Below are 25,861 nucleotides of genomic sequence, written 5' to 3'. Positions count from 1 at the left end.
CTAAGGGCCGAAGGCCTGAGTTCGGTACTGAACCGGACTCAGGCCTTTTAGCTTGAGCTTGATGCGTTCGTAATTGTAGTAACGGATGTACAGACGTATGCCGGCCTGCAACTGTTCGATGGTCTCGAAGCGGTTCGGGTAGAAGAACTCGGCCTTTAATGTGCCGAAGAAGCTTTCCATGGCGGCATTGTCCAGGCAGTTTCCCTTGCGTGACATGCTCTGTGTTATTGATCGAGTGGCCAGCATGTGCCGGTATTGAGGCTGCTGGTAGTGCCACCCCTGGTCAGAGTGCAGCATCGGGTGGTCGGCGGGTTTGAGCCGCATGAGCGCCTTTTTCAGCATAGCGCCAACTAGCTGGAACATGGGCCGCAGACTGGTCTGGTAAGCCACGATTTCGCCGTTGTAGAGGTCCATGACGGGCGACAGGTACAGCTTCTGGCCACGCACATTGAATTCCGTCACATCGGTGACCCATTTCTGGTTCGGCCTGTCGGCATCGAACTGGCGCGCTAACAGATTAGGCGCCACACGGCCCTCCTGGCCCCGATAGGAGCGATATTTCTTCGGTCGTACCACGGACCTCAGTCCTAGCACTTGCATCAGTTTTTGTACCGTCTTGTGGTTCACATGCTGCCCGGCTTGGCACAGCGCGGCCGTGATGCGCCGGTAGCCATAGCGTCCCTGGTGGTACACGTAGGTCTTGCCGATGCTGGCCTTGAGGGTGGCATGCCGATCAGCGACCTGGGCCATCTTCACTTGGTAGTAGTAAGTGCTCGATGCCAGACCTGCCACTTGGAGCAAGGCTGACAGCGGATGTTGTTGCCTTAATCCAGTCACGACTTGCGCTTTTTCTGCGCAGCCGCACGCTTTTCCTGGATCAAGGCATCGAGTTTTTTTAAGTACGCGACCTCGGCGCGCAGCAGGATCAACTCCTTGTTCTGCCGAGCAATGATCTGCTTGTCGTCCAGTTCAGCGACCGAGGAGGTAGGCTTGGGTGGCTTGTTGCTCATGGTCATGCGGGGCCCCTTTCGACGGGAACGCAGTGCGTCGATACCCCCTGCATCATACTGGCGTGCCCACTTACCGATGTGCGCCGCGCTGCGAATGTCGAACACCACCGCTGTCTTGGCCTGTGACCAGTGCTTCTGCCACATCCGCTTGAGCACCTTCAGCTTGAAGGCCTGGTCATAGCTTGCGCCCTTGCGGCGCAAGCCCGAGACACCGTGCTCGCGATAGCCGTTCACCCACCGCTCAACGGTTGCGTGCCTAAGGCCGTGAACCGCTGCCACAGCTTTGAAACCCAGTGAGCCTGACAGGTAGTCCTTGACCACCTTGACCTTAAAACGCTCGTCGTACTTCGCCATGTAAAAACCCCCGAAGGTTGGATATATCTCCAACTTTCGGGGGTCAGTTCACGCACGGAATGCGTCGGACCTTTTTTTATGCCGCGACGGACGCGGCGTTCAGAAGTGAATCACGGTGCGGATCGACTTGCCTTCATGCATCAGGTCGAAGGCTTCGTTGATGCGTTCCAGGGGCAGCGTGTGCGTCACGAACGGGTCCAGGTCGATCTTGCCGCTCATGGCGTCTTCAACCATGCCGGGCAGTTGCGTGCGGCCCTTCACGCCGCCGAACGCCGAGCCGCGCCACACCCGGCCGGTGACCAGTTGGAACGGGCGCGTGCTGATTTCCTGGCCCGCGCCGGCCACGCCGATGATGATGCTCTCGCCCCAACCCTTGTGGCAGCATTCCAGCGCCGCGCGCATCACGTGCACGTTGCCGATGCACTCGAACGAGAAGTCCACGCCGCCATCGGTCAGTTCGACGATGACGTCCTGGATGGGCTTGTCGTAGTCCTTGGGGTTGATGCAGTCGGTGGCGCCCATGGCGCTGGCCAGCACGAACTTGTTCGGGTTGGTGTCCACGGCGATGATGCGGCCGGCCTTGGCCTGCACTGCGCCCTGGATCACGGCCAGGCCGATGCCGCCCAGGCCGAACACGGCGACGGTGTCGCCTTCCTTGACCTTGGCGGTGTTGTGCACGGCGCCCAGGCCGGTGGTGACGCCACAACCCAGCAGGCAGACTTTTTCATGGGGGGCGGCGGGGTTGATCTTGGCCAGCGAGATCTCGTTGACGACCGAGTATTCGCTGAAGGTCGAGCAGCCCATGTAGTGGTAGAGCGGCTTGCCTTCGTAGCTGAAGCGCGAGGTGCCGTCGGGCATCACGCCCTTGCCTTGGGTGGCGCGCACCTTCTGGCACAGGTTGGTCTTGCCGGACAGGCAGAACTTGCACTCGCGGCATTCGGCCGTGTAGAGCGGAATGACGTGGTCGCCGGGTTTCAGGGACGTGACGCCTTCGCCCACTTCCACGACGATGCCCGCGCCCTCGTGGCCCAGCACGGCGGGGAACAGGCCTTCGGGGTCGTCGCCGCTGAGCGTGAAGGCGTCGGTATGGCAGACACCGGTGTGGGTGATCTGCACCAGCACTTCGCCGCGCTGCGGGGGCGCGACGTCGATTTCAACTATTTCCAGCGGCTTGCCGGGTCCGAATGCGACTGCTGCGCGTGATTTCATATTGTGCTCCACGAATGTCGGGGGAATTACTTCAAATAGGAACGGACGATGCGCATCAGCTGATCGACTTCGGCTTCGGCGTCGATCCCGGCGTGTTGCGGCCCGCCCTGGGCGGATTGCAGGAAGGTTTCCCGGAGATGGCTTTCCAGCACCTCGGCCATCAGGCCGGTGGCGGCGCCGCGCAAGGCGGCCAGTTGCTGTAGCAGCGCCCCGCATTCCGTGCCCTCGTTGACCGCGCGTTCCAATGCTAACGCCTGCCCCTGGATACGGCGCAAGCGGGTGACGACACGTTTTTTTTCTTCCGGCGAATGCGGCACGGCAGGCTCCGAAAACGATACAGGGGGGGAGTATACGGAAAGCGCCGGGCAATTCGCAAGTCATGTGTACCTGTCTATACTGGAGGCCAATTTTTACCGCCCCAGCGGCGCCCACCCAGGATTCTTCCGTGGCTTCTCCTCCCCCCCGATTGCCCGTCCAGACCAACGCCCTGCCCGCGCCCTTGTATGCGCAGGTCAAGCAGATGATCGCGCAGCAGATCCGCACCGGCGCCTGGCCCGCGCACTACCGCGTGCCCTCGGAAAGCGAACTGGTTGATGAGCTGGGGTTCAGCCGCATGACGATCAATCGCGCGCTGCGCGAGCTGACCGCCGAAGGCTTGCTGGTGCGGATGCAGGGCGTGGGTACGTTCGTGGCGCAGCCCAAGGCGCGGTCGGCGCTGTTCGCGGTGAACAACATCGCCGATGAAATCGCGGCGCGTAATCATCACCATCACAGCCGCGTGGTGCGCCTGGTTGAAGAACCGGCCGGCCCGGAGCAGGCTCAGGCGCTGGAGCTGCGCCCCGGCCAGCCGGTATTCCATTCCGTGATCGTGCATTTTGAAGACGACGTGCCGATCCAGTTGGAAGACCGTTACGTCAATGTGCGGCTGGCGCCCGACTACCTGAAGCAGGACTTCACGCAACACACGCCCTATGAATATTTGACGCGCGTGGCGCCGCTGAGCGAGGGCGAGCACGTGGTCGAGGCCATTCTGGCCAAGCCGCGCGAATGCCAGTTGTTGCAGATCGAGCGCAACGAACCGTGTTTGCTGATCCGCCGTCGCACCTGGTCCGGCGACCGCGCGGTCACGCTTGCCCGCCTGATCCACCCCGGGTCGCGGCATCGTCTGGAAGGCAAGTTCACGACATGACAGCGCGCAACATCCGTTTGTATCAAGCCGCCGATTATCCGCGCATGCCGTGGAAGAACGGCGGAGGCACCACGCAAGAGGTCGCCCGCCATCCTGGAGACAGCAGCGCTGCGTTTGAGTGGCGCTTGTCGATTGCCGATGTGGCGCAGGATGGGGGGTTTTCGGCGTTCAATGGCTATCAGCGGGTTATCACCGTGCTTGAAGGCCAGGGAATTCAGTTGACGGTTGATGGCCGAGAGCAAACGCCGTTGACGTCACGCCAGGCCTACGCATTCCCGGGGGATGCGCGGGTGGATTGCCGATTGCTGGATGGGGCGATCCGGGATTTCAACTTGATCTATGCACCCCAGCGCTATCAGGCGCGCCTGCAATGGGCGTCGGGGCCGTTGGTGTTCCATAGCGCCGCGCCCGCCGTGCTGGTGCTGAACGCGGGCAGTGAGTTGGTGGTGCGGGTGGATGGTGAGAAACACGCGCTGCCGTCACGATATGACTGCCTGCACAGTGATGGGCCGGTGGAGTTGGTGGAATACCGCCTGGAAGGCGAAGTCGATGCGTGCGTGATCGAGCTAACGCCCGTAGGATGGGTGTAGCGCGAACAAACAATGAAAAGAGCCCGACTGCGGATCGCGCGTAACCCATCAAGCAGCGCCTGCGCTGTAGCCGATTTCGTATAGAACGCGATTGCGTTGTGGCGAATCGTGTTTAGAACCCAACGCTGCCTGATGGGTTTCGCGCGTTGTGCGTTTGGATTCTTGCCTTGAGTCATGCGCGCTTCACCCATCCTACATGCCCGCAGGATGGGTGAAGCGCGAAAAAACAACGACAAGAACCCGCTTGCGGATCGCGCGTAACCCATCAATCAGCCGACCCCACAACACTCCCCACCCATCCGGGTATTCCCCTACTAAAATTTCGCTTATCTAGGCTTGTATATACAACCCTAGGCGTCCTATGATGCGGGCAACCGCTGCGTGGGGTACTTCGCGGCCGAACTGATCAAGGAGACTCTCTTGGACCAATCGAACCGATACCGCGATGTCGTGATCCGTGCCGCGCGCGGCAATAAGCTGACCGCCAAGAGCTGGCTGACCGAAGCGCCGTTGCGGATGTTGATGAACAACCTGGATCCGGACGTTGCCGAGAACCCCAAGGAACTGGTGGTGTACGGCGGCATCGGCCGTGCCGCGCGCAACTGGGATTGCTATGACAAGATCGTTGAATCGCTTACCAACCTGAACGACGACGAAACCTTGCTGGTGCAGTCGGGCAAGCCGGTAGGCGTGTTCAAGACCCATGCCAATGCGCCGCGCGTGCTGATCGCCAACTCCAACCTGGTGCCGCACTGGGCCACCTGGGAACACTTCAACGAACTGGACGCCAAGGGCTTGGCCATGTACGGCCAGATGACGGCGGGCAGCTGGATCTACATCGGCAGCCAGGGCATCGTGCAAGGCACCTACGAAACCTTTGTGGAAGCCGGCCGCCAGCACTACGGCGGCAACCTGACCGGCCGCTGGGTGCTGACGGCGGGCCTGGGCGGCATGGGCGGCGCGCAGCCGCTGGCCGCCACTTTGGCGGGTGCATGTTCCCTGAACATCGAATGCCAGCAGACCAGCATCGACTTCCGCCTGCGCACCCGCTATGTGGATGAACAGGCCACCGACCTGGACGACGCGCTGGCGCGCATTGCCGCGTACACCAAGGAAGGCCGCGCGGTGTCGATCGCGCTTTGCGGCAACGCCGCCGACATCCTGCCCGAACTGGTGCGTCGTGGCGTCAAGCCCGACATGGTCACGGACCAGACCAGCGCGCACGACCCGCTCAACGGCTATCTGCCCGCCGGCTGGACCTGGCAGGAATACCGCGAACGCGCCAAGCGCGAGCCCGCCGCCGTCATCAAGGCCGCCAAGCAGTCGATGGCCGTCCACGTGCAGGCCATGCTGGCGTTCAAGCGCCAGGGCATTCCCACCTTCGACTACGGCAACAACATCCGCCAGATGGCCAAGGAAGAAGGCGTGGCCGACGCCTTTGACTTCCCCGGCTTCGTGCCCGCCTACATCCGGCCGCTTTTCTGCCGGGGCGTGGGCCCGTTCCGCTGGGCCGCGCTGTCCGGCGACCCGCAAGACATCTACAAGACCGACGCCAAGGTCAAGGAACTGATTCCGAACGACGAGCACCTGCACCGTTGGCTGGCCATGGCGCGCGAGCGCATCAGCTTCCAGGGCCTGCCGGCGCGCATCTGCTGGGTGGGCCTGGGCGAACGCGCGAAGCTGGGCCTGGCCTTCAATGAAATGGTCCGTTCGGGCGAACTGTCCGCGCCCGTCGTCATCGGCCGTGACCATCTGGATTCCGGGTCGGTCGCCAGCCCCAACCGCGAAACCGAATCCATGCGCGACGGCTCGGACGCCGTGTCCGACTGGCCCTTGTTGAACGCCTTGTTGAACACCGCCAGCGGCGCCACCTGGGTGTCGCTGCACCATGGCGGCGGCGTGGGCATGGGGTTCTCGCAGCACTCCGGCATGGTCGTGGTGTGCGACGGCACCGACGAGGCCGCCGAGCGCATCGCCCGCGTACTGACCAACGACCCGGCAACGGGCGTGATGCGGCATGCGGACGCGGGGTACGACATCGCCATCGACTGCGCAAAAGAGCAGGGGCTGAACCTGCCCATGGTCACGGGTAAGCGCTAAGGCCACACCGGTTTCAATTCCGCCAACCCGCGTGGGGCCGCGACCGGCAACGATCGGCCCCACGCCACCCACGAGACAACGCGATGGTGCAGGCAAGCGAGGCAGGTTCCACGCCGCTTATCGAGCGGCGTTCCATCGACTACATTCCGGCGTCCGAGCGGCACGGCAAGCTCTACAGCCAGTTCACGCTGTGGATGGGCGCCAACCTTCAGATCACCGCCATTGTCACGGGCGCGCTGGCGGTGGTGCTGGGCGGCGACGTGTTCTGGTCCTTGATCGGGCTGTTCATCGGACAGGTGCTGGGCGGTGTGGTGATGGCGCTGCATGCGGCGCAGGGGCCGAAGCTGGGCTTGCCGCAGATGATCTCCAGCCGCGTGCAGTTCGGCGTGTATGGCGCGGCGATACCCATCGTGCTGGTGTGCCTGATGTACCTGGGCTTCACGGCCACGGGCACGGTGTTGTCGGGCCAGGCGCTGGGGCAGTTGTTCGGCGTGAGCGACACCATCGGCATCCTGATATTCGCGTCCGTCATCGTGGTGGCCACGCTGTTTGGCTATCGGGTCATCCATATCATCGGGCGCATCGCCACCGTGTTCGGTTTGATCGCGTTCGTGTACCTGTTCAGCCGCGTCATCGCCGTGGGCGATGTAGGCCAGTTGCTGCAGATCCGGCATTTTGCGTGGGGGCCGTTCCTGCTTGCCGTGTCGCTGGCCGCGTCCTGGCAGATTGCCTATGGGCCTTATGTGGCCGACTACTCGCGCTACCTGCCCAGTTCGACGTCGTCGGTGAAGACGTTCCTGGCGGTAGGGCTGGGTTCGGTGCTGGGTGCGCAGATTGCCATGGTGCTGGGCGTGCTGGCCGCGGCAATGTCGGCCGGGCAGTTCGCGGGGCGGGAAGTCGCCTACATCGTGGGCCTGGGCGGCACGGGCACGATGGCGGCGCTGCTGTACTTCAGCATTGCATTCGGCAAGGTCACGATATCGACATTGAACTCCTACGGCAGCTTCATGGGCATCGCGACGATCGTCAGCGGGTTTCGCGGGCATGTCGACATTACGCGGCGCCAGCGCGCGGTGGCCGTGTTGCTGATCGTGGGCGCCGCCACGGCGGTGGCCTTGGTGGGCCAGCATTCCTTCCTGAACGCATTCAAGTCCTTCATCCTGTTCCTCCTGGCCTTCTTCGTGCCCTGGAGCGCGGTGAACCTGGTGGACTACTACTTTGTGAATCGTGAACGCTATGACGTGGCGGCGCTGTCCGACCCCAACGGCCGCTATGGCCGCTGGAACCTGCCCGGCATCCTGGTCTACGCCTTCGGCGTTTTGGTGCAGATGCCGTTCATTTCGACCAAGCTTTATACGGGCCCGATGGTCGAACGCCTGGGTGGCGTGGACATCTCGTGGATCATCGGCCTGATCGTTCCCAGCATTCTTTATTACCTATTTGCCCACCGCGATACGCGGCTTGCGGCGCACGCGCCGGCATGACGGCCGGCCTGACCACCCCATTGCAAGACGCCGAAGCACCGGCGCAGGAGAAAAAAATGGAATTGCACTTGAAACCCGGCCACCTCACCTTGGCCGATTTGCGGCGCGTCTATCAAGAGCCGGTCCGCTTGACGCTGGATGCGGGCGCGGCGGACGCCATCGACGCCAGCGTGGCGACCGTCGAGCGCCTGATCGCCGAGGGCCGCACGGTGTATGGCATCAACACGGGCTTTGGCTTGTTGGCATCCACCAAGATCGCGCGCGAAGACCTCGAAGCGCTGCAAAGTTCGCTGGTGCGCTCGCACGCGGCGGGCGTGGGCGAGCCCCTGGATGACGCCATGGTGCGGCTGATCATGGTCTTGAAGATCAACAGCCTGGCGCGTGGCTATTCCGGTATCCGCCGCCACGTTATCGACAGCCTGATCGCGATGGTGAACGCGGGCGTTTATCCGCATATACCGCTAAAAGGCTCGGTGGGCGCCTCGGGTGACCTGGCGCCGTTGGCGCATATGTCCATCGTGCTGCTGGGCGAAAGCCGCGCGCGCTATCAAGGCGAGTGGTTGCCCGCGCAGGAAGCGTTGGCGCGCGCCGGCCTGGTGCCGCTGACGCTGGCGGCCAAGGAAGGGCTGGCGCTGTTGAACGGCACGCAGGTGTCCACGGCCTACGCCCTGCGCGGCTTGTTCGACGCCGAAGACATGATGGCGGCCGGGCTGGTGTGCGGCAGCCTCAGCGTGGAAGCCATGCTGGGTTCGCGGGTGCCCTTCGATGCGCGCATTCACGCCGCGCGCGGCCAGCCGGGCCAGATCGCCGTGGCCGGCGTCTATCGCGACCTGCTGGGCCAGGACAGCGAAGTCGGCCATTCGCACGCCGATTGTGAAAAGGTGCAGGACCCCTATTCCCTGCGCTGCCAGCCCCAGGTCATGGGCGCCTGCCTGACGCAGATCCGCCACGCGGCGCATGTGCTGCAAATTGAATCCAACGCCGTGTCGGACAACCCGCTGGTGTTCGTGTCCCAGGGCGACGTGATCTCGGGCGGCAACTTCCATGCGGAACCCGTGGCCATGGTGGCGGACAACCTGGCCTTGGCCCTGGCCGAGATCGGCGCGCTGTCCGAACGGCGCATTGCGCTGATGATGGACAAGCACATGTCGCAGTTGCCGCCGTTCCTGGTCGCCAAGGGCGGCGTGAATTCGGGCTTCATGATTGCGCAGGTGACCGCCGCCGCGCTGGCCAGCGACAACAAGGCGCTGGCGCATCCGGCCAGCGTGGACAGCATGCCCACGTCGGCCAACCAGGAAGACCACGTATCGATGGCGCCCAACGCCGGCAAGCGGCTCTGGGCGATGGCCGACAACGTGCGCGACATCCTGGCCATCGAATGGCTGGGCGCGTGCCAGGGGCTGGACTTCCGCGAAGGCTTGAAGACGTCACCCCAGCTTGAACAGGCGCGCCGCGTGTTGCGCGAGCAAGTGCCGCACTACGAAGAAGACCGCTTCTTCGCGCCGGATATCGCCGCCGCCAGCAGCCTGATATCGGCGCAGGTCTTGAACGGGCTGATGCCCGCGGGGCTGTTGCCCAGTTTTTGATTTTTTCCCTTGCGGCCGGCGTCTGACGGCCGCATTCCCGCGCTGTGCGTACGCGCCCGTAGAAGGCGCTCGCACGGCGTGATGCTGCACGCCTATAACAAGTACGGAGACGGAAATGCAAGCTGAAACGCAGGATTTGAAACGGGGGCTCAACGCCAGGCACATACGCTTCATGGCATTGGGATCGGCCATCGGCACGGGCCTGTTCTACGGGTCGGCCAAGGCCATCCAGGACGCCGGCCCGTCGGTGCTGATCGCCTATCTGATTGCCGGCGCGGCTGTGTACATGGTGATGCGCGCGTTGGGGGAAATGGCGGTCAGAAACCCCGTGTCCGGGTCCTTCGGGCAGTACGCCACCAGCTACCTCGGCCCCATCGCGGGATTTTTGACGGGGTGGACGTATGCCTTCGAGATGATCATCGTCTGCCTCGCCGACGTGACCGCCTTCGGTTTGTACATGGGGTTCTGGTACCCGGACGTGCCGCGCTGGATCTGGGTGCTGTCCATCGTGTTCTTCATCGGCGCCATCAACCTGTGTTCGGTCAAGGTGTTTGGTGAACTGGAATTCTGGCTGTCGTTGCTGAAGGTGGGCGCGATTATCGCCATGATTGCCGGCGGCTTGGGCATCATGCTGTTCGGCTTCGGCTTGAATGTGGACAGCGCGGCGACGGGTGTGCATAACCTGTGGGAGCACGGCGGCTTCATGCCCAACGGCGTGGGCGGGCTGATCGCGTCGCTGGCGGTGGTGGTGTTTGCTTTTGGCGGCATCGAGATCATCGGCATCACGGCGGGCGAAGCCAAGGACCCCGGTCGCACCATCCCGCGCGCCATCAATGCGGTGCCCCTGCGCATTTTGCTGTTCTATGTGCTGACGTTGTTCGTGCTGATGTCCATTTTTCCGTGGACGCAGATCGGCAGCCAGGGCAGCCCCTTCGTGCAGATCTTTGACGGGCTGGGCATCAAGTCGGCGGCCACCATTTTGAATATCGTGGTGATCTCGGCCGCCGTGTCGGCCATCAACAGCGACATCTTCGGCGCGGGCCGCATGCTCTACGGCATGGCCCGCCAGGGCCAGGCGCCGCGCGGCTTCGCGGCGGTGTCCAAATCCGGCGTGCCGTGGATGACGGTGGTGGTGATGACCGTGGCGCTGCTGCTGGGCGTGCTGCTGAACTATTTGATACCCGAAGACGTGTTCGTGTTGATCGCGTCGATTGCCACCTTCGCGACCGTGTGGGTGTGGTTGATGATTCTGTTGTCGCAGGTGGCGATGCGGCGCAAGATGAGTCCTGCGGAAGTCGCCGACTTGAAGTTCCCGGTGCCCTTCTGGCCGATCGGGCCGCTGCTGGCGATTGCATTCCTGGTGTTCGTGATCGCGGTGCTGGGGTATTTTCCGCGCACGCAGATGGCCTTGGTCGTGGGCGCGGTGTGGATCGCGTTGCTGTGCGTGGCGTACCGCTACCTGGTCCTGCCGCGCGGTCCCAGCGGCGGCATCCCGGTGCCGGTGGCGCAGGGGTCCGACTGATGGATCGGACTGATAGGTCCGACTGACCGAGCACGGCGCCCGCCACTCCCGGTGGCGCGGCGCCGGTTTCAAGGAGTATGTGCATGAGACAGATCTGGCGACATTGCCACGCCGCCACCATGGCGGGAGGCGCCTATTCGGTGATTGAAGGCGCGGCCATCGTGACCCAAGCCGACCGCATCGAATGGATCGGCCACGAAACGGACCTGCCGCCGGTGGATGCGGCGCATGAACACGACCTGGGCGGCGCGTGGGTGACCCCCGGGCTTATCGACTGCCACACGCACCTGGTCTTTGGCGGCAACCGCGGCAAGGAATTCGAACAGCGGCTGCAAGGCGTGGACTACGCAACGATTGCAGCCCAAGGCGGCGGCATCGCCAGCACGGTGCGCGCCACGCGCGAGGCGTCCGAAGACGCGCTGTATGTCAGCGCCCGCCAACGCGCGCTGCATCTGCTGCAAGATGGCGTGACCACGGTGGAGGTCAAGTCGGGCTACGGCCTGGACCTGCCCAATGAACGCAAGATGCTGCGCGTGGCGCGGCGTTTGGGGCAGACACTGCCGATGACCGTGCAGGCCACCTGTCTGGCCGCGCACGCGCTGCCACCGGAATTCGCGGGGCGGTCGGATGACTACATCGACGAAGTGGCGCGGCGCATGCTGCCGGTGCTGGCGGCCGAAGGGCTGATTGATGCGGTCGATGCGTTCTGCGAGCATCTGGCGTTTTCGCCCGAGCAGGTTGAACGGGTGTTCCAGGCAGCAAAGCATCTGGACCTGCCCGTGAAGCTGCATGCCGAGCAATTGTCTTCTCTGCATGGCGCGACGCTGGCCGCCCGCTATGGGGCCTTGTCGGCGGACCATCTGGAATACCTGACCGAAAGCGATGTGCGGGCGATGGCCGACGCCGGCACCGTGGCGGTGTTGTTGCCGGGCGCGTTCTATGCGCTGCGCGAAACGCAGTTGCCGCCCTTGGACCTGCTGCGCCGCCACGGCGTGCCCATTGCCATTTCAACCGACCTGAATCCGGGCACGTCGCCCGTGCTGTCGCTGCGCTTGATGCTGAGCATGGCGTGCACGCTGTTCAAGATGACACCGGAAGAGGCCTTGGCGGGCGCCACGGTGAACGCGGCGCGCGCGCTGGGCCTGCATGCCACGCACGGTGCGCTGGAACCCGGCAAGGTGGCGGACTTTGTCGCGTGGCGCGTGGGGCATCCGGCTGAGCTGGCGTACTGGATCGGCGGGGATATCCCGAAGCGCGTGATCCGTCACGGCGCGCTGGTGGAGGTGGCGGCGCTGGCCTGAAGCCGTCTGGGTTCAGGCCAGCGCCGCCCCTTTCCCGTCAGGCCGCGATAGCCATCTGCCGCTGATCCTGGATCAGCGTCGGCAGGCGGAACGCGCTGACGGCGCCTTGCAGGCGTTGGGCCTGGGTTTCCAGCGACGAGGCGGCCGCGGCGGCTTCTTCCACCAGCGCGGCGTTCTGCTGCGTGACCTGGTCCATCTGATTCACGGCGGTGTTGACCTGGTCGATGCCCGTCACCTGCTCCTGCGACGCCGTGGCAATGTCATTGACCAGCAGCGTCAGGCGTTCGATGGTCTCAAGGATTTCCTGCATGGTGCGCCCGGCCGCTTCGACCTGCGCCGAGCCGGCCTGCACCGTGGCGCTGGATGCCGAGAGCAGTTGCTTGATCTCTTTCGCGGCACCGGCGCTGCGCTGCGCCAGCGACCGAACTTCGGCGGCCACCACGGCAAAGCCCTTGCCTTCCTCGCCCGCGCGCGCGGCTTCGACCGCCGCGTTCAGCGCCAGGATGTTGGTCTGGAAGGCAATGCCGTCGATAACGCCGACGATGTCTTCGATGCGGCCCGAATCCTGCGCAATTTCGCGCATGGTGCTCACCGCTTCCTGCACGGCCATGCCGCCGCGCTGCACCACCTGGCTGGCGGTGGCCGCCATCTGGTTGGCCTGGCGGGCGTTCTCGGCGTTGCTTGTCACGGTGGACAGCAACTGTTCCATGCTGGCGGCCGTTTCTTCCAGGGACGCGGCCTGCTGTTCGGTGCGGCTGGACAGGTCCTGGTTGCCGGCCGCGATTTCGCTGGAACCCGCGTTGATCTCGACCACACCCTCGCGCACGGCATGTACGGTGTGCACCAGGCTGGTCTGCATCTCCTGCATATAGGGAATCAGCTGCCCGACGCAGTTGCCGCCGTAGAGCGGAATAGGCGCGGTCAGGTCGCCGCCGGCGATGCGTTGAAAGTGCGCTTTGACCTGGTCCAGCGGGCGTCGCACGAACACCACCACGTAGCGGTCGCCCAGCAACAGCAGCAACAGGCAGATGCCCAGCACGGTGCCCATGCTGATATAGGCCTGTTGGCGCTTGGTGGCGGCGTCCGCCCACAACTGCGTTTCGCGGTCCTTTGCATAGGCTTCGTAGTTTTCCATGCTCTTGCCGAACGCGCGGCTGGCCGACACCACGGCGGTGGCGGCGTGCTCGCGCGCCCGTGCGATGTCGCCCGCTTCCAGGTGCTGGCGCTGCACCGCGATGCCGCCGTTGACCAGCGCGTCAAAGCCCGTTTGCATGGGTTGCAGGATGGTGTCGGGGGCGTCCTTGAGGGCCAACTCAACAAAGACGGCCTGGTGCTTGCGCGCTTCGGCAAGCGCGCTGTCGATGCTGCGGCCTTCTTCGGCCGCCTTGGCGGCCTGGCCTTCGGCGGCATATTCCAATTGCCGCGACAAGCGCAGGCGGGCGCGCATGATCTGGTCGTTGACGCGGGATAGCGCCGAAACCTCGTGGAGCAGGTCGCCGCTGGTGGCAAGCGCTTCCCCGGCGCTGCGTAATCCGTTGACGCTGATGGCTGACAAGCCCATGACCAGCGCGCTGATGGCGAGCAGGGTGCACTGGATCATGCGTCGGATCGTGATGTCTTTCAATAACTGTGTCATAGCGAGTCGTCCGATATACAGCGAGTGCTGCACTACGGAGAACGACGCCGCTTAGCGGATATTTAGCAACTGTTTCACAACTTACGAATATATCGGTCCGTTCGACGAATATATCGATAGATGCCGCAACATTGTTGCGATTTGGATGCTATTTCATGGACCGCGGCGCGGGGCATGCGATCGGTTCCGACGCGTCAAAGCGCAAGCGCGAAAAGCTGGCGATGCAGGCCAGGGCGGCGCACAGGCCGCCCAGCCACAAGGCGGTCACCGCGCCGTGCGTGGTGGACACGTGAAAGCACGCCGCAACCAGTGCCGCGCCGGACGCCTGGCCCAGCAGCCGCACGGTGCCGATCATGCCGCTGGCGCCGCCCGCCCGGGACGCCGGTGCCGACGTCATGATGGCCCGCAGATTGGGCGATTGGAAAAAACCGAAACCGGCGCCGCAGATGGCCATGCGCCAGCAGATATCCCACGCGGAGGGTGCGGCTGGCAGCAGCGCCAGCAGCACCATGCCCAAGGCCAGCAAGGCCAGGCCGACGCCGCCGAGGATGCCGGCGGGATAGCGGTCGGACAGCCGGCCCGCGATCGGAGCCATGAAGGCCACAACCACCGGCCACGGCGTAATCAGAAAGCCGGTGTGCACCTGGCTATAGCCCAGCACGGTCTGCAACATGAACGGCAGCGATACAAACGCCAGCCCCTGCGCGGCGAAGGCGCAGACGGCGGTGGCGGCGGACAGCGCGAACAAGGGGCGCCGCAGCAGGTCAACCGCCAGGATGGGCGCCGGGTGGCCGGCCTGGCGCCGCATCAGCAGCCACAGGCTGGCGATGGCGCCGCCCCATTCCAGCGTGACGCGCGGCCAGGGCGCGCCATGCGCCAGTTCATTGGATCCCAAGACGAACAGGCCCAGCGTCAACGCGCACAGCACGGCGGCAATGCCATCAAAGCCGTGCGGCGCGCGCTCGGTTTCGGGCAGGCCGCGCAGGCCCAGCACCGCGGCCAGGATGCCGATCGGCACGTTGATCAGAAACAGCCAGTGCCAGGAGCCCAGCAACAGGATGGCGGACGCGGCGGTCGGGCCTGCCGCGAACGACAAGCCCACCACCATCGCGTTCAAGCCCAGGCCGCGTCCCAGCATGGATGACGGGTAGATAAAGCGCAGCAAGGCGCCGTTCACGCTCATGACGCCGGCCGCGCCCAGCCCTTGCAGAATCCGCGCCACCACCAGCGTGGGCAGGGACGGCGCCAGGCCACAGGCAAGCGACGACAGGGTGAACACCACCAGCCCCACCATGTACACGCGCCGATGCCCCAGGATTTCGCCCAGCGCGGCGGCGGGCAGCAGCCCGGCCACCATGGCGAGTTGATAGCCGCTGATGACCCAGATCGACCCGGCGTCGCTGGCCTGCAGGTCACGCGCGATGGTGGGCAGCGCCGTGTTGGCGATCGCCGTGTCCAGGCTTGCCATGCACACGGCCAACATGACGGCGAGCAAGGCGCCAAGACGTTCCGAGGCGGGCAGGCCGGCGCCTGCCGGATAGACGGTATTGCGGGAGAACGGGAGCATGGGCAGCTACATGGCGAGGCGTGCGGGCGGGGCGTCCGGCATCAAGGGACTGATTCTAATGCGGCATCAGGTCTGCTTGGGTGCGGGCCGGGGCTTGACCGGCCAGAAGAGTGTGGCGGGCCGCTGCCAGATGCGCTGACGCACGCCGGCCGACAGCGAACTGCGGTCGCCGCGACGCAGGTCGCGTGAACGCAGCGCCACATTGAAGGCCAGCGCAAAGCTGACCGCCACGTTCAGCAGACCCGTGGCGGCAATGCCGGCCACGGCCAGCCAGAACCCCTGGGTATGCACGATGTCCCAACCCAGCGTGGCGATCACCGTGCCAAGCTGGCCGGCGCTGAGCGTCACGTGGCGCGCCTCCACATGTGCGCCGAGCAGTTCGACGATGGCCGGCCCCAAGCCCAGCATCAGGCCCAAGGACACGTTGGCCGCGATGCCGGAGATGTTGCGTTGCCAGAAGCCGGCCCATCGCAACGCGCCGCGCGGGCCAAACAGGTGCCGCGCCCGGCGGCTGTAGGCCATTACGTCGTGGACGCGATGCAGCGCGAACCAGTTGTCGGCCCACCCGGCGATCAGGCTGGACAGCCACAGCAGCACGCCGGTGACGGCGGCGTAGAGCGGGGTCGCGCCCCAGATCGAGAACGACGCCAGCGTTTCCTCTGCCTTGTCCGCGTTGATCAGCGGCCGGTCCAGCGCATGGACCGCCACCCATTGCACGGCCAGGGCCAGCGGGAACACGACCGCCAGGTTGCCCGCGATGGCGGCGGCGTTGGATCGCAGCATCGCCAGCGTGTCGTCCAGGAAGGCGTCGCGACCCTCCGGTGTGTGGGAGTCGTCCAGGCGGTGGGCCAGCGCGGGCCCGGTCATGGCGGGCTGCTTGGTGGCCAGCGTGAAATGCGCAAAGTGGATCACCAGGAATCCGCCCGCGTAGTTCAGCGCCGCCAACAGCCCTTCCAGGAGCTTGTCCAGGTGCGCCGACGTGATGAAGAATTTCAAGTACACCGTGAACACCATGACGAAGCCGCCGCCCAGCGAGGCTTTCAGCATCGCCAGGTATTCGATGGTGTCACGCGCGATGTAGTGTTCGCCGGTTTGGGCGGTGCGTTCCATGACCCGGCGCGCCAGTTGCGCGAAGGCCGAGGCCACCAGGTGGCGGATGCTGTTGCGCGCCTGGGTGGACCGGATCAGCTCCGTGGTCAGCTGTACGAATTTATGACGCGGGGTCGGATCCACCCATACGCCCAGCAGCAGTTCGATGCGCGCCAGGCGCAGCTTCATGCGTTCAATCTGAAACACGACGTCGACCGACACGCCGTTTTCTGCAAGCTCGTCATACACGCCTTGCGCGGTCATGCGGCAACCGTCCAGCAGCGCGCGGAACATGTTCAAGCGGCGCGCGAAGACCTCGGGGGGCGTGTCGGGCGTGCTGTCACAGAGGTCGGCCACGGCGGGGGCCAGCGCAAAGAACGGCGAGTCCTCGACAGGACCCGGCAGGCGAGATCGAATGTCCTGGCTCAGGCCGGTGGCGCGCACCTGGCTGACCAGCACCTGGATACTGTTGATCAGGGCCTGTTCGATGCTTGGCGGAAACGGATCGACGGCAGGCGCCGCCGGGGTGGCCATGGCGTCGCCCGCGCGGAACACGGCGCGCATGCGGGCCAGCGTGTCGTCGTCCAGTGCGTCGATCCATTCCGCGTTGCCGCTACCGCGGAACATCAGCGAGAACAGGCCGGACATGTCGCCGCGAGTGGGGGGCGGCGGCAACAGGCGCGTCTGCACGCGGTTCCAGAACTCGTTCCAGAAGCCGGGGTGGGCGGCCACGCCCGTGTCGCACAGCAGCGAGGTAGGGTCGTTGTCGGCAACCAGTGAACGCAAGGTGGCGCCGACACGCGCGGCGCGCTCGGGGGTGTGTTCCAGCACGTGCAGCAGGTAACGCAGGCGCGTGTGCTGCGGGTAGCGTGCGCTTGCCGTGGGGTCAGGGTCGGTGGCGTCGGCGGTGTCGGCGGTTTTGCTATGGCGCGGCGACGCGACGGGAGCCGGGCGGTCAAGCCAGCGGCACAAATCCAGCATCCACAAATTGCGGTCTGCCAGCGGCGCGTCCGGATCGGCACTGGCCAGTATCACGTCCAACTGCGGTCCGCCGTGGCGCGCGGCCTGCCATTTGCGCCAAAGAGAGGTAAGCATCGACGGCCTTGCGATTCATGGGATCAGGGGGCAAGCGGGGGCACTGCGTGGTGAACAATGGTACGCCCGAAGCCCTCGGCCGTGCAGGGGGCCGAGCGGTGGATAACTATGTGGGCAAGCCGGTGGATAGGGGGTGGATAGCCAGTGGATAGGCGGTGGATAGCCGGTGGACAACACGGGATAACTTTTGGTGACGGATACGCGATCTCTGTTTCCGGGTTTTCCCTCGGATTTCGAGTACGCTGCCCGGTGCTCTGAGCGTGCCTGCCCGCGTTGCCGGGCTTAGCTCCCCGAAACGCCAGGCAAGTTCGCGCCGTACGTTGTCCTTTCACCCTCAGCCGTATCCCACCATGACCCTGACTTTCAACGGGCGCGCCTTTGCCGCCCTGCTTGCCATAACCGCGCTGTTGGCGGTGATTGCCCTGTATGGCGCGCCCTATCCGTTCCTGCGCGGGTTCGTGGGCGACGTGGTGGCGGTGGCTTGGGCGTTTCTGCTGTACCGCACGTTCATCCGGGCGCGCGTGTTGCCGCTGGCGGTGGCAGCCCTGTTGACGGGCTACGCGGTCGAATTCTGCCAATACCTGGCGCGGCTGTACGGCTGGCAGATCCAGCAGCCGGTGCTGCGCGTGGTGCTGGGCAGCGTGCCCGATTGGTGGGACGTGCTGGCCTACACCGTGGGATTCGTGGTGGTGCTGATGCTGGCCGGCGCCAATGAACGCCGCCAACACGCGGCGTCTCTGCAAGATGCCCGGATGCGGGCCAGCCTGCGCGCGCGCCGCTAGGCGGCACAGCGCAACAGCCGGGGCAGACTCCCCGGTGCGGCGACCGGGGGCAACGCTACCCGGTCAGCAATGCTTCAACCTGTCTGACACACCGGTTCGTCGTCGTGCCGACGAACCGTGGGCGCTGCTGCGCGCAGCGGTTGCAGGCGAGCGCTGCGGAACGGGGCAAACAGTTCAGCCCAGGACGACGGGAACAGGGGCGTGGCGTGGCGCACCGCATCGCGGCGGGCGTAATGCGTCAGCAGTTGCTGACCGATGGGGGCGTCTCCCAGAGGGTGGCGGGTATTCATGGTATTTCCGTATTGCATTGATAATGTATTCATTGTACTCAGCGCGCGCGATGTCGTCCACCCAGCCTCCTGTCGCCCCACCTTCCCGCAACCCCTTGATTTAAAGAGCTCCGGCCCCTTTTCTTTGTGGCGTCTTCGGGATTGCCCTAGCAGTTCAAAACAGTAGACGGTATACAATGTTCAACATGCCCGGGCTAAACCAGCCTGGTATCCCTCCCTACTGGACTGGAGCGCGTCATGGCAGAACTGATGAACCGAGATGAATTCCGTACCGCGTTGGAAAACGCGATCAAGGGCAAGAGCGCCAATGCGTCGCCCTTTTCCATTGCCTGGGCCGAAGGCAAGCTCAGCCGCGAACATCTGTCGCGCTGGGCCGAGAACCACTACCACTACGTGGGTCCGTTCGCGGACTACCTGGGGTATCTCTACGCCCGCACGCCCGACACCTATACCGAGGCCAAGGACTTCCTGCTGGCCAATATGTATGAAGAAGAGATCGGCGGCGACCGCCATACCGACCTGCTGATCCGCTTTGCCGAAGCCTGCGGCACCACGCGCGAACGGGTCACCAACCCGGACAACATGTCGCCCACCACGCGCGCGCTGCAAAGCTGGTGTTATGCCGTGGCCATGCGCGAAGACCCCATCGTGGCGGTGGCGGGCCTGGTGGTCGGCCTGGAATCGCAGGTGCCGTCCATCTACCGCAAGCAGACGCCCACGCTGCGCGAGAAGTACGGCTTCACCGACGAAGAAGTGGAATTCTTCGACCTGCACATCGTGTCCGACGAGATCCACGGTGAACGCGGTTATCAAATCGTGCTGGAACACGCGAACACGGTCGACCTGCAACAGCGCTGCCTGAAGATCTGCGAAATCGGAGCCCAGATGCGGCTGCTGTACACCACGGCGCTTTACACCGATTACGTGCAGCACGAGATCAAGCTGCCCGAACTCGGCCTGGCCGCCTGATTGTTATTGATGTTCGCCGAAGCCGCGCCGCGCAGGCGCGGCGCGCGGCCCGCAGTTCCTGGACGACAGACTCATGCCTACCGTTGTATTTCATAAAGGCGGCCAGACCTACACCGACGTGGTGAAGGACAACACCAATCTGGTGGTGCGGGCCGGCATCAAGCAGTTTCCGTATCCGCATCTGCGCTACGAATGCGGCATGGGCAAGTGCGCCAAGTGCGCGTGCCGCGTGCTGGCGGGTGCCGAGCATCTGCCGCCGGTCAACTGGAAAGAGAAGAAGCAGTTGGGCGATCGCATTGACCAGGGCTATCGACTGGCCTGCCAACTATGGCTCAACAACGATGTCGAGCTGGTTCAGGACGGGGAGGCATAGCGCCATGGATGCCGTGTACGTAATCCTGACGTCCAAGCCCGGCGTGTTCCGCACCGAGGTCGGCGACGACGTCGACATCATCGAAACGTATGACTACGAGTTCTACGGGCGGGCCTTGGCCGTGTTCTGCATCGCGCGGCTGCACGGCGATACGCGCCTGGTCGTGACGGAAGAAACTCCTCCCTATGTCGTCAACCGCGTGCCCGCCAAGTTTCTGGAGACATTCACGTCGGTGGAGGCGGCCCGCAAGGAACTTGCCCACCTGACCCGCTTTGGCAGCATGGAATCCACCTTGACGCTGCGCCCCGCCGCCACCGTCGCAAGGCATTGAAAAAACATGGTTCAGATTACATTCGTCTCGAACGGCGGCAAGGTCGCCACGGCGCCTGAGAACAGCAACCTGCTGCGCGTCTCGCTCAAGGAAAAGGGCGGCATCCCCTTCAAGTGCGGGGGCGGCCTGTGCGGCACCTGCAAGTGCCGTATCGAGGAAGGCCTGGAACACACTGACGCGATCAAGCCCAAGGAACGCAAGCACCTGCGTCCCGAAGACTTCGAAGCCGGCTACCGCATGGCCTGCCAGACCTTTGTGACCGGCGACGTGAAGGTGTCGTGGGTGGTGCAGAACGGCAAGGGCGTGGTGGTGGGGGTGGCGTCAGACGCGGCCGACGCGTCGGTGCCCTCCGCCTGACATGGCGGGCGCAACGCCCGTTGCGCTGTCGCCTTTTATTTGACTGATCAGTCAGCCGCGTCGTGCGGCTGCTGGGCGTCTGTGTAGGCCTTGGCCGCGTTGTGCACATGCTGGCTGGCCAGCAAGGCGGCCAGGTCGCCATTGCCCGCGATCACGGCATTCAAGATCTGCGAATGTTCATCCCAATTCGCCTTGGCGCGATGCATGTTGCTGGGCGCGAACAAGAGCGCCGTGCGGTCACGCAGCGAGCGCATCAGATCCGTCAGCACCACGTTGCCGGCAATGGTGGCCAGCATTTCGTGAAACTGGGAGTTCAGCGCCAGGAACTTGTCCAACTGCTCGCCGCGCGCGGCCTCGGTGCCTTCGCGCAGGAATTCCTGCAAGCGTTCCACGGTTTTGGCGTCGCGGCGTTGCGCCGCCAGCTTGGCGTTCAGCCCTTCCAGCGTGGCGCGCACTTCCACCATGTCGTAGGCGATGGCATCGGACAGCACCGATACCGACGCGCCACGGCGCGGCTCGATGGTGACCAGCCCTTCGGCGGCCAGGGCGCGCAGCGCTTCGCGCACGGGGATGCGCGATACGCCCATTTCTTCGGACAAGCGGCCTTCCACCAAGCGGTCACCGGGGGTGAATTCCCCGCTGAGGATGCGTTCGCGCAGCTTGTCCCGGATAACGGCGAATAACTGCGGATGCTGCTCGCCGATCTTCAGCGGGGCGGAAGACAGCGTCTCTACGGCTTGCGGGCTGACGGGAGAAGTGGTCATGGCGAGCAGATATGGATTAATGGATACAGTCCGCATTGTATTACCGGGTGTAGCCGAATGCCGCGACGGCAAGCCGGTGCGGCGGACCAGGCATCGACGCGGCGCATCAGGCCCCCCAGAAGGATTTGGCAAGCACGCCCACCGCGCCCAGCGCGCACGCCGCCAGCAGCACGCCGCGCACGGCTTGCGGTGGCAGCAGCGTGCGCAAGCGGTTGGACACGACAAAACCGGCCAGCAGGAACGGCGCCAGGCTAAGCGCCAGCCCCAGGTGGTAGCCCGTGTAGCGCTTGGCCAGCGCCAGCATGGCCAGCGAGAAAATCGACCCCAGGAACAGCACCACGCCCAGCGTGGCCCGCAATTGCGGCGGCGTGGTGTGCTGCAACACGATGGCGATGGGCGGGGCGCCCACCGACGTCATCGTCCCCATGATGCCGGAGGCCACGCCGGCCCCGGACACCCGGCCCGGCGTGGCGGTAAAGCGCAAGCCCGCCACGCTTAGCGCCACGGCCACCAGGATCATGCCGGCGAACAGCACGCCCAGGGTCTGCGGGGCAAAGCGCGCCATTGCATAGATGGCCAGCAGCGTGCCGACCGCGCGGCCGGCCAAGGCGTACGACACGTTGGACCAGTCGATAAAGGCCCGTTCGCGCAAGGCGGTCAACAGTGAAATGAAGCCGCCCAGCGTCAGCAGGGGGCCGGGAGCCAGTTGCGGAAAGAACATTGCCGCCACCGGGGCCGCGAACATCGCAAAGCCGATACCGCCCACGCCCTGCGCCACAGCGGCGCCAAACACCACCACGGCCATGGCGGCGTACTGCCAGAAATCAGGGAAAGACAGGGTGGACATGGCCTAGGCCTTTTCTTGTATACGATAGTCGAGGGTTGATTTTGATCGCAATGAATATCCCGTTCGAAATTCAGGGTAAACCCGTAATTTCTAAGCGGTATTCATGGAATTTTCAGAATTATCGGTTTCCCTAGGCACTGCATATTTCGATTGGTATGCCTCCAAACGAAATATAGTATACCGATTGTGGCGACCTAACAGCCACGTCACAAGGGGAATCACGCATGCAAGCGGACGTCGTGCTCACTGCTGCTCACTGGATATATCTGATCAGCGTGGCCGCCATCATCCTGACGATGATTTTGCGGGCCAACGTGGTGGTGCCATCGGTAATCGGCACCTTTCTGGTGGTGCTGGCCATTACCGGCAATCCGATCAGCGCATTGATCGGCATCTTTTCCGCCAGCTTCGTGGCGGCCAAGGAATTGTTCAACATCTTCCTGGTCATCACGTTCATGACCGCCCTGCTGAATTCCCTGAAGACCTTGCAGGCGGACGTGCGCATGGTGCAGCCGTTTCGGCGCGTGATGCGGGGCGGCCATTCGTCGTTCATCATCATCGCGCTCTGTACCTATGTGATCTCGCTGTTCTTCTGGCCTACGCCCGCCGTGCCGCTGGTGTCGGCCATCTTGCTGCCCGCGGCCATCGCCGCCGGCTTGCCGCCCCTGGCAGGCGCCATGGCGATTGCCATCGCCGGCCAGGGCATGGCCTTGTCGTCGGACTATGTGATTGGCGTGGCACCCAGCATCAGCGCCAAGGCGGCGGGCGCGGCGGTCAGCGCGGCCGTGGTGGCCGACCGTGCGCTGGTGTTGTCGCTGATCACCGGCGCCGTGGCGCTGACCGCGGCCTATCTGTTGATCCGCAAGCACATCGTGCCCGCCAACGCGGGGTTGTTGGACGCCTGGCAGGCGCGTGCCCAGGACGGCAGCCTGGCGCGCATCGAGCAATCCGGCTCGTTCGACAAGGCGGAGCTCGCGCGCGGCACCATGGGCGCCGACCCGGCCTTGCCCAGCGGCCCCACCGTCAGCGAGGAAGAACGGCGCCGGGTGCGCTGGTCCAAGACCTTCGCCGTGGTGACGCCGCTGGCCTTCCTGGCGGTGATCGGCGTGATGGTGCTGCCCCGGCTGTTCCCGACCCTGCCCGCCTTGCGCGGCGGCGACGCGGCGGCGCTGGTGGGCGGCGTCGCCTTCGTGGTGATGATGCTGGTGACACTGGCCGCCGAAGGCCCGCGCAAGATGCTGGACGTGTGCCCCGAACATGTGACGGACGGCTTCGTGTTTGCCTTCAAGGCCATGGGATCGGTCCTGCCGATTGCCGGTTTCTTCTTCATCGGCGCGAACGAAACGGCGGCGCAGATCCTGGGCGTGCCGCAGGCGCAGGCCCCTGGGCTGCTGTTCGAAGTGATCTCGGCCGGTCAGCACCTGATTCCCGAAAACCACTTCCTGGTCGCGTTCGGCGTCTTGCTGGTTGGCATGATCACCGGCATCGACGGGTCCGGTTTCGCCGGGCTGCCGCTCACCGGCACCTTGTCCGGCGCGCTGGGTCCGGTGGTGGGCGTGGACCCCGCGACGCTCGCCGCGGTGGGCCAGATGGGAGCGGTGTGGACGGGTGGCGGCACGCTGATCGCGTGGTCTTCGTTGATTGCGGTGGCAGGCTTTGCCCGCGTGAACGTGTTGTCGCTGGTGCGGGCGCTGCTGCTGCCGGTAGTGCTGGCGCTATCCGTGTCCACCATCTGCGCGGTGCTGATCTGGAGTTGACCGGGGCCGCACCCACGCCAACCACGAAGGGGCCTGTTGGCCCCTTTTTCACGGCGTGGCTGGGGTTTTCACGTATCGATCGCTAGAGATTAAAGTATACAATGTTCAGAAATTACCTCAGACGCCCCATTTCGGGCCACTCCCGTACCGGCATAGGAAGCGCTTCCGTGGACGATCTTTCGCAGCAAACCTTCATGAACCATATCGGCGGCGCCTGGGTGCCCAGCGCCACCGGCCGCACGGCCCCCAACATCAACCCGGCCGACACCAGCGACATCGTGGGCAACTTCCCGGTATCGGACGCCGACGACGCGCGGCGCGCGGTGCAGGCGGCCGATGCCGCCTTTGCCGCCTGGCGCGACATGCCGATCTCGAAGCGCGCGGCCATTCTGTTTCGCGCGGCGCAGTACCTGGAAGACCACGCGGACCAATTCGCCCGCGAACTGACGCGCGAAGAGGGCAAGGGCCTGAACCTGGCCAAGGACGAAGTGCTGCGTTCGGCGCAAACGATCCGTTTCTATGCCGTCGAAGGTCAGAGCTTTACTGGCGAAACCTTCGTCAACGATGACCCGGACATGGTGGTTTACAGCCAGCGCGAACCGCTGGGCGTGGCGGCCGTGATCTCGCCGTGGAACTTTCCCATTTCCATCCCGGCCCGCAAGATCGCGCCCGCGCTCATCGCCGGCAACACGGTGGTATTCAAGCCGTCGTCCGACGCGCCGCTATCGGGCTACCGCCTGACCGAAGCCTTTGTGCAGGCCGGCTTGCCGGCGGGCGTGCTGAACCTGGTGATCGGCCCGGCGGCGGCGGTGGGCGCCGCCATCACCAGCGCGCCGGCCGTGCGCGCCATCTCGTTCACCGGGTCCACCGCCGCGGGCGAACAGATCCACCGCAGCGCCGGCCTGACGACGCGCACGCAGATGGAACTGGGCGGCAAGAACCCGCTGATCGTGCTGGCCGACGCCGACATGGACCGCGCCGTGGACCTGGCGGTGAAAGGCGGCTTTTCGCTAAGCGGCCAGGCCTGCACGGGTACCAGCCGCGTGCTGGTGGATGCCAAGGTGCGCCAGGCGTTCACCGAAAAACTGGTGGCGCGCGTCAAGGCGCTGACCATCGGCAATGGCCTGGAAGGCAACTTTGACTTGGGGCCGCTGGCCACTCGCAAGCAGTTGGACAACGTGCTGAGCTACGTGGCGATCGGCAAGGAAGAGGCCACGCACCTGTGCGGCGGCGAGCAATTGACCGGCCCAGGCTTTGACGGCGGCTACTACGTCACGCCCGCGCTTTTCACCGACGTGACCCAGCAAATGCGCATCGCGCGCGAAGAGATCTTCGGGCCGGTGATTGCGCTGATTGAAGTCGACGGCTATGACGACGCCATCGCCAAGGCCAACGACACCGAATACGGCCTGTCCGCCGCCATCGCCACCACCGACGCGCGCTACGCACATCGATTCGCGCGCGACATCCAGGCGGGCACGGTGAAGATCAACCGCACCACCACCGGCAACCTGATCAACGCGCCGTTTGGCGGCTTGAAGCATTCCAGCACGTCCACGTTCCGGGAATCCGGCCGCGTGGGCCTGGAGTTCTACACGCAAATCAAAACCATCTACCGCGCCGGCTGAGCGCGCGCGATCAATCACTGAAGAGGCTACG

General features: G+C 64.6%; 23 protein-coding genes. 14 read left to right on the top strand and 9 right to left on the bottom strand.

Features of this window, described 5'->3' with window-relative positions; translation table 11 throughout:
• The 3 genes from CVS48_RS04495 to CVS48_RS04485 all read right to left on the bottom strand — a co-directional run bounded on the left by CVS48_RS04495 (position 1) and on the right by CVS48_RS04485 (position 2,890).
• Positions 1-1,364, bottom strand: a protein-coding gene (locus CVS48_RS04495; protein WP_100853427.1) for an IS3 family transposase whose coding sequence is annotated in 2 segments (ribosomal slippage) — positions 1-890 and positions 890-1,364 — 1,365 coding nt in all. Because the reading frame shifts where the segments join, the coding sequence is not laid out codon by codon here.
• 99 nt (positions 1,365-1,463) lie between these two features.
• A complete protein-coding gene (locus CVS48_RS04490) occupies positions 1,464-2,573 on the bottom strand; it encodes an S-(hydroxymethyl)glutathione dehydrogenase/class III alcohol dehydrogenase (RefSeq protein ID WP_100853426.1) in 1,110 nt (369 codons plus the stop codon).
• Between the two features lie 26 nt (positions 2,574-2,599).
• The gene (locus CVS48_RS04485) at positions 2,600-2,890 is read right to left on the bottom strand and encodes a metal/formaldehyde-sensitive transcriptional repressor (RefSeq protein WP_046805570.1); all 291 of its coding nucleotides are present in this window, start codon (positions 2,888-2,890) and stop codon (positions 2,600-2,602) included.
• A gap of 128 nt (positions 2,891-3,018) precedes the next feature.
• On the opposite strand from CVS48_RS04485, the gene hutC reads away from it, so the two are divergent.
• The 7 genes from hutC to hutI all read left to right on the top strand — a co-directional run bounded on the left by hutC (position 3,019) and on the right by hutI (position 12,345).
• Complete coding sequence (gene hutC, locus CVS48_RS04480; RefSeq protein ID WP_172616209.1) at positions 3,019-3,762, top strand: histidine utilization repressor; 744 nt, start codon at positions 3,019-3,021, stop codon at positions 3,760-3,762.
• The gene (locus tag CVS48_RS04475) at positions 3,759-4,352 is read left to right on the top strand and encodes a HutD/Ves family protein (RefSeq protein WP_100853424.1); all 594 of its coding nucleotides are present in this window, start codon (positions 3,759-3,761) and stop codon (positions 4,350-4,352) included. The genes hutC and CVS48_RS04475 overlap by 4 nt, the downstream gene beginning before the upstream one ends.
• Positions 4,353-4,772: 420 nt before the next feature.
• Positions 4,773-6,452: a urocanate hydratase gene (gene hutU / locus CVS48_RS04470; RefSeq protein WP_100853423.1), complete on the top strand. Its 1,680-nt coding sequence runs from the start codon at positions 4,773-4,775 to the stop codon at positions 6,450-6,452.
• Positions 6,453-6,535: 83 nt separating this feature from the next.
• On the top strand, positions 6,536-7,936 hold the full coding sequence (locus CVS48_RS04465; protein WP_100853422.1) for a purine-cytosine permease family protein: 1,401 nt from the start codon (positions 6,536-6,538) through the stop codon (positions 7,934-7,936).
• Between the two features lie 56 nt (positions 7,937-7,992).
• The gene (gene hutH, locus CVS48_RS04460; protein ID WP_100857504.1) at positions 7,993-9,522 is read left to right on the top strand and encodes a histidine ammonia-lyase; all 1,530 of its coding nucleotides are present in this window, start codon (positions 7,993-7,995) and stop codon (positions 9,520-9,522) included.
• 115 nt (positions 9,523-9,637) lie between these two features.
• Complete coding sequence (locus tag CVS48_RS04455) at positions 9,638-11,044, top strand: amino acid permease (RefSeq protein ID WP_100853421.1); 1,407 nt, start codon at positions 9,638-9,640, stop codon at positions 11,042-11,044.
• Between the two features lie 83 nt (positions 11,045-11,127).
• Positions 11,128-12,345: an imidazolonepropionase gene (gene hutI / locus CVS48_RS04450; protein WP_100853420.1), complete on the top strand. Its 1,218-nt coding sequence runs from the start codon at positions 11,128-11,130 to the stop codon at positions 12,343-12,345.
• 37 nt (positions 12,346-12,382) lie between these two features.
• Here hutI and CVS48_RS04445 read toward each other — a convergent pair whose 3' ends face one another.
• The 3 genes from CVS48_RS04445 to CVS48_RS04435 all read right to left on the bottom strand — a co-directional run bounded on the left by CVS48_RS04445 (position 12,383) and on the right by CVS48_RS04435 (position 17,732).
• On the bottom strand, positions 12,383-13,981 hold the full coding sequence (locus tag CVS48_RS04445; protein WP_100853419.1) for a methyl-accepting chemotaxis protein: 1,599 nt from the start codon (positions 13,979-13,981) through the stop codon (positions 12,383-12,385).
• A gap of 148 nt (positions 13,982-14,129) precedes the next feature.
• Complete coding sequence (locus CVS48_RS04440) at positions 14,130-15,548, bottom strand: MFS transporter (RefSeq protein WP_100853418.1); 1,419 nt, start codon at positions 15,546-15,548, stop codon at positions 14,130-14,132.
• A gap of 66 nt (positions 15,549-15,614) precedes the next feature.
• On the bottom strand, positions 15,615-17,732 hold the full coding sequence (locus CVS48_RS04435; protein WP_100853417.1) for a site-specific recombinase: 2,118 nt from the start codon (positions 17,730-17,732) through the stop codon (positions 15,615-15,617).
• A gap of 350 nt (positions 17,733-18,082) precedes the next feature.
• Here CVS48_RS04435 and CVS48_RS04430 point away from each other — a divergent pair, with 350 nt between their 5' ends.
• Positions 18,083-18,514: a ribosomal maturation YjgA family protein gene (locus CVS48_RS04430; RefSeq protein WP_100853416.1), complete on the top strand. Its 432-nt coding sequence runs from the start codon at positions 18,083-18,085 to the stop codon at positions 18,512-18,514.
• Between the two features lie 74 nt (positions 18,515-18,588).
• Here the strand turns inward: CVS48_RS04430 and CVS48_RS04425 are convergent, their stop codons facing one another.
• Positions 18,589-18,804 carry a hypothetical protein gene (locus tag CVS48_RS04425; protein WP_100853415.1) on the bottom strand — a complete coding sequence of 72 codons (216 nt, stop codon included), beginning with the start codon at positions 18,802-18,804 and terminating at the stop codon, positions 18,589-18,591.
• Between the two features lie 237 nt (positions 18,805-19,041).
• Between CVS48_RS04425 and CVS48_RS04420 the strand changes: the two genes are divergently transcribed.
• The 4 genes from CVS48_RS04420 to CVS48_RS04405 all read left to right on the top strand — a co-directional run bounded on the left by CVS48_RS04420 (position 19,042) and on the right by CVS48_RS04405 (position 20,834).
• The gene (locus CVS48_RS04420) at positions 19,042-19,773 is read left to right on the top strand and encodes an iron-containing redox enzyme family protein (RefSeq protein ID WP_050446826.1); all 732 of its coding nucleotides are present in this window, start codon (positions 19,042-19,044) and stop codon (positions 19,771-19,773) included.
• Positions 19,774-19,846: 73 nt separating this feature from the next.
• Positions 19,847-20,146, top strand: a complete 300-nt coding sequence (locus CVS48_RS04415) for a 2Fe-2S iron-sulfur cluster-binding protein (RefSeq protein ID WP_100853414.1) — start codon at positions 19,847-19,849, stop codon at positions 20,144-20,146.
• Between the two features lie 4 nt (positions 20,147-20,150).
• The gene (locus CVS48_RS04410; protein ID WP_100853413.1) at positions 20,151-20,477 is read left to right on the top strand and encodes a ferredoxin; all 327 of its coding nucleotides are present in this window, start codon (positions 20,151-20,153) and stop codon (positions 20,475-20,477) included.
• Positions 20,478-20,483: 6 nt separating this feature from the next.
• Positions 20,484-20,834, top strand: coding sequence for a 2Fe-2S iron-sulfur cluster-binding protein (locus tag CVS48_RS04405; RefSeq protein ID WP_100853412.1), 351 nt, complete (start codon positions 20,484-20,486; stop codon positions 20,832-20,834).
• A gap of 47 nt (positions 20,835-20,881) precedes the next feature.
• On the opposite strand, the gene CVS48_RS04400 is transcribed toward CVS48_RS04405, so the two are convergent.
• Both CVS48_RS04400 and CVS48_RS04395 read right to left on the bottom strand, forming a co-directional pair.
• A complete protein-coding gene (locus tag CVS48_RS04400; RefSeq protein ID WP_100853411.1) occupies positions 20,882-21,598 on the bottom strand; it encodes a GntR family transcriptional regulator in 717 nt (238 codons plus the stop codon).
• Between the two features lie 106 nt (positions 21,599-21,704).
• Positions 21,705-22,445: a sulfite exporter TauE/SafE family protein gene (locus tag CVS48_RS04395; RefSeq protein ID WP_100853410.1), complete on the bottom strand. Its 741-nt coding sequence runs from the start codon at positions 22,443-22,445 to the stop codon at positions 21,705-21,707.
• 224 nt (positions 22,446-22,669) lie between these two features.
• Between CVS48_RS04395 and CVS48_RS04390 the strand changes: the two genes are divergently transcribed.
• Together CVS48_RS04390 and CVS48_RS04385 are read left to right on the top strand one after the other, a co-directional pair.
• A complete protein-coding gene (locus CVS48_RS04390; RefSeq protein ID WP_100853409.1) occupies positions 22,670-24,202 on the top strand; it encodes a hypothetical protein in 1,533 nt (510 codons plus the stop codon).
• Positions 24,203-24,396: 194 nt separating this feature from the next.
• Positions 24,397-25,830, top strand: coding sequence for an aldehyde dehydrogenase family protein (locus tag CVS48_RS04385; protein ID WP_167401090.1), 1,434 nt, complete (start codon positions 24,397-24,399; stop codon positions 25,828-25,830).
• The last annotated feature ends 31 nt before the right edge of the window (positions 25,831-25,861 follow it).

This window comes from Achromobacter spanius (genome assembly GCF_002812705.1).
GTDB lineage: Bacteria > Pseudomonadota > Gammaproteobacteria > Burkholderiales > Burkholderiaceae_B > Achromobacter > Achromobacter spanius.
Note: the sequence above shows the minus strand (reverse complement) of the source record. Positions and strands in the feature narration are given on the sequence as shown.

Coding starts and splice junctions, on each gene's coding strand:
- CVS48_RS04490 (WP_100853426.1), bottom strand. CDS start 2,573: ATGAAATCACGCGCAGCAGTCGCATTCGGACCCGGCAAGCCGCTGGAA.
- CVS48_RS04475 (WP_100853424.1), top strand. CDS start 3,759: ATGACAGCGCGCAACATCCGTTTGTATCAAGCCGCCGATTATCCGCGC.
- CVS48_RS04465 (WP_100853422.1), top strand. CDS start 6,536: ATGGTGCAGGCAAGCGAGGCAGGTTCCACGCCGCTTATCGAGCGGCGT.
- hutH (WP_100857504.1), top strand. CDS start 7,993: ATGGAATTGCACTTGAAACCCGGCCACCTCACCTTGGCCGATTTGCGG.
- CVS48_RS04455 (WP_100853421.1), top strand. CDS start 9,638: ATGCAAGCTGAAACGCAGGATTTGAAACGGGGGCTCAACGCCAGGCAC.
- hutI (WP_100853420.1), top strand. CDS start 11,128: ATGAGACAGATCTGGCGACATTGCCACGCCGCCACCATGGCGGGAGGC.
- CVS48_RS04445 (WP_100853419.1), bottom strand. CDS start 13,981: ATGACACAGTTATTGAAAGACATCACGATCCGACGCATGATCCAGTGC.
- CVS48_RS04440 (WP_100853418.1), bottom strand. CDS start 15,548: ATGCTCCCGTTCTCCCGCAATACCGTCTATCCGGCAGGCGCCGGCCTG.
- CVS48_RS04435 (WP_100853417.1), bottom strand. CDS start 17,732: ATGCTTACCTCTCTTTGGCGCAAATGGCAGGCCGCGCGCCACGGCGGA.
- CVS48_RS04430 (WP_100853416.1), top strand. CDS start 18,083: ATGACCCTGACTTTCAACGGGCGCGCCTTTGCCGCCCTGCTTGCCATA.
- CVS48_RS04425 (WP_100853415.1), bottom strand. CDS start 18,804: ATGAATACCCGCCACCCTCTGGGAGACGCCCCCATCGGTCAGCAACTG.
- CVS48_RS04420 (WP_050446826.1), top strand. CDS start 19,042: ATGGCAGAACTGATGAACCGAGATGAATTCCGTACCGCGTTGGAAAAC.
- CVS48_RS04415 (WP_100853414.1), top strand. CDS start 19,847: ATGCCTACCGTTGTATTTCATAAAGGCGGCCAGACCTACACCGACGTG.
- CVS48_RS04410 (WP_100853413.1), top strand. CDS start 20,151: ATGGATGCCGTGTACGTAATCCTGACGTCCAAGCCCGGCGTGTTCCGC.
- CVS48_RS04405 (WP_100853412.1), top strand. CDS start 20,484: ATGGTTCAGATTACATTCGTCTCGAACGGCGGCAAGGTCGCCACGGCG.
- CVS48_RS04400 (WP_100853411.1), bottom strand. CDS start 21,598: ATGACCACTTCTCCCGTCAGCCCGCAAGCCGTAGAGACGCTGTCTTCC.
- CVS48_RS04395 (WP_100853410.1), bottom strand. CDS start 22,445: ATGTCCACCCTGTCTTTCCCTGATTTCTGGCAGTACGCCGCCATGGCC.
- CVS48_RS04390 (WP_100853409.1), top strand. CDS start 22,670: ATGCAAGCGGACGTCGTGCTCACTGCTGCTCACTGGATATATCTGATC.
- CVS48_RS04385 (WP_167401090.1), top strand. CDS start 24,397: ATGAACCATATCGGCGGCGCCTGGGTGCCCAGCGCCACCGGCCGCACG.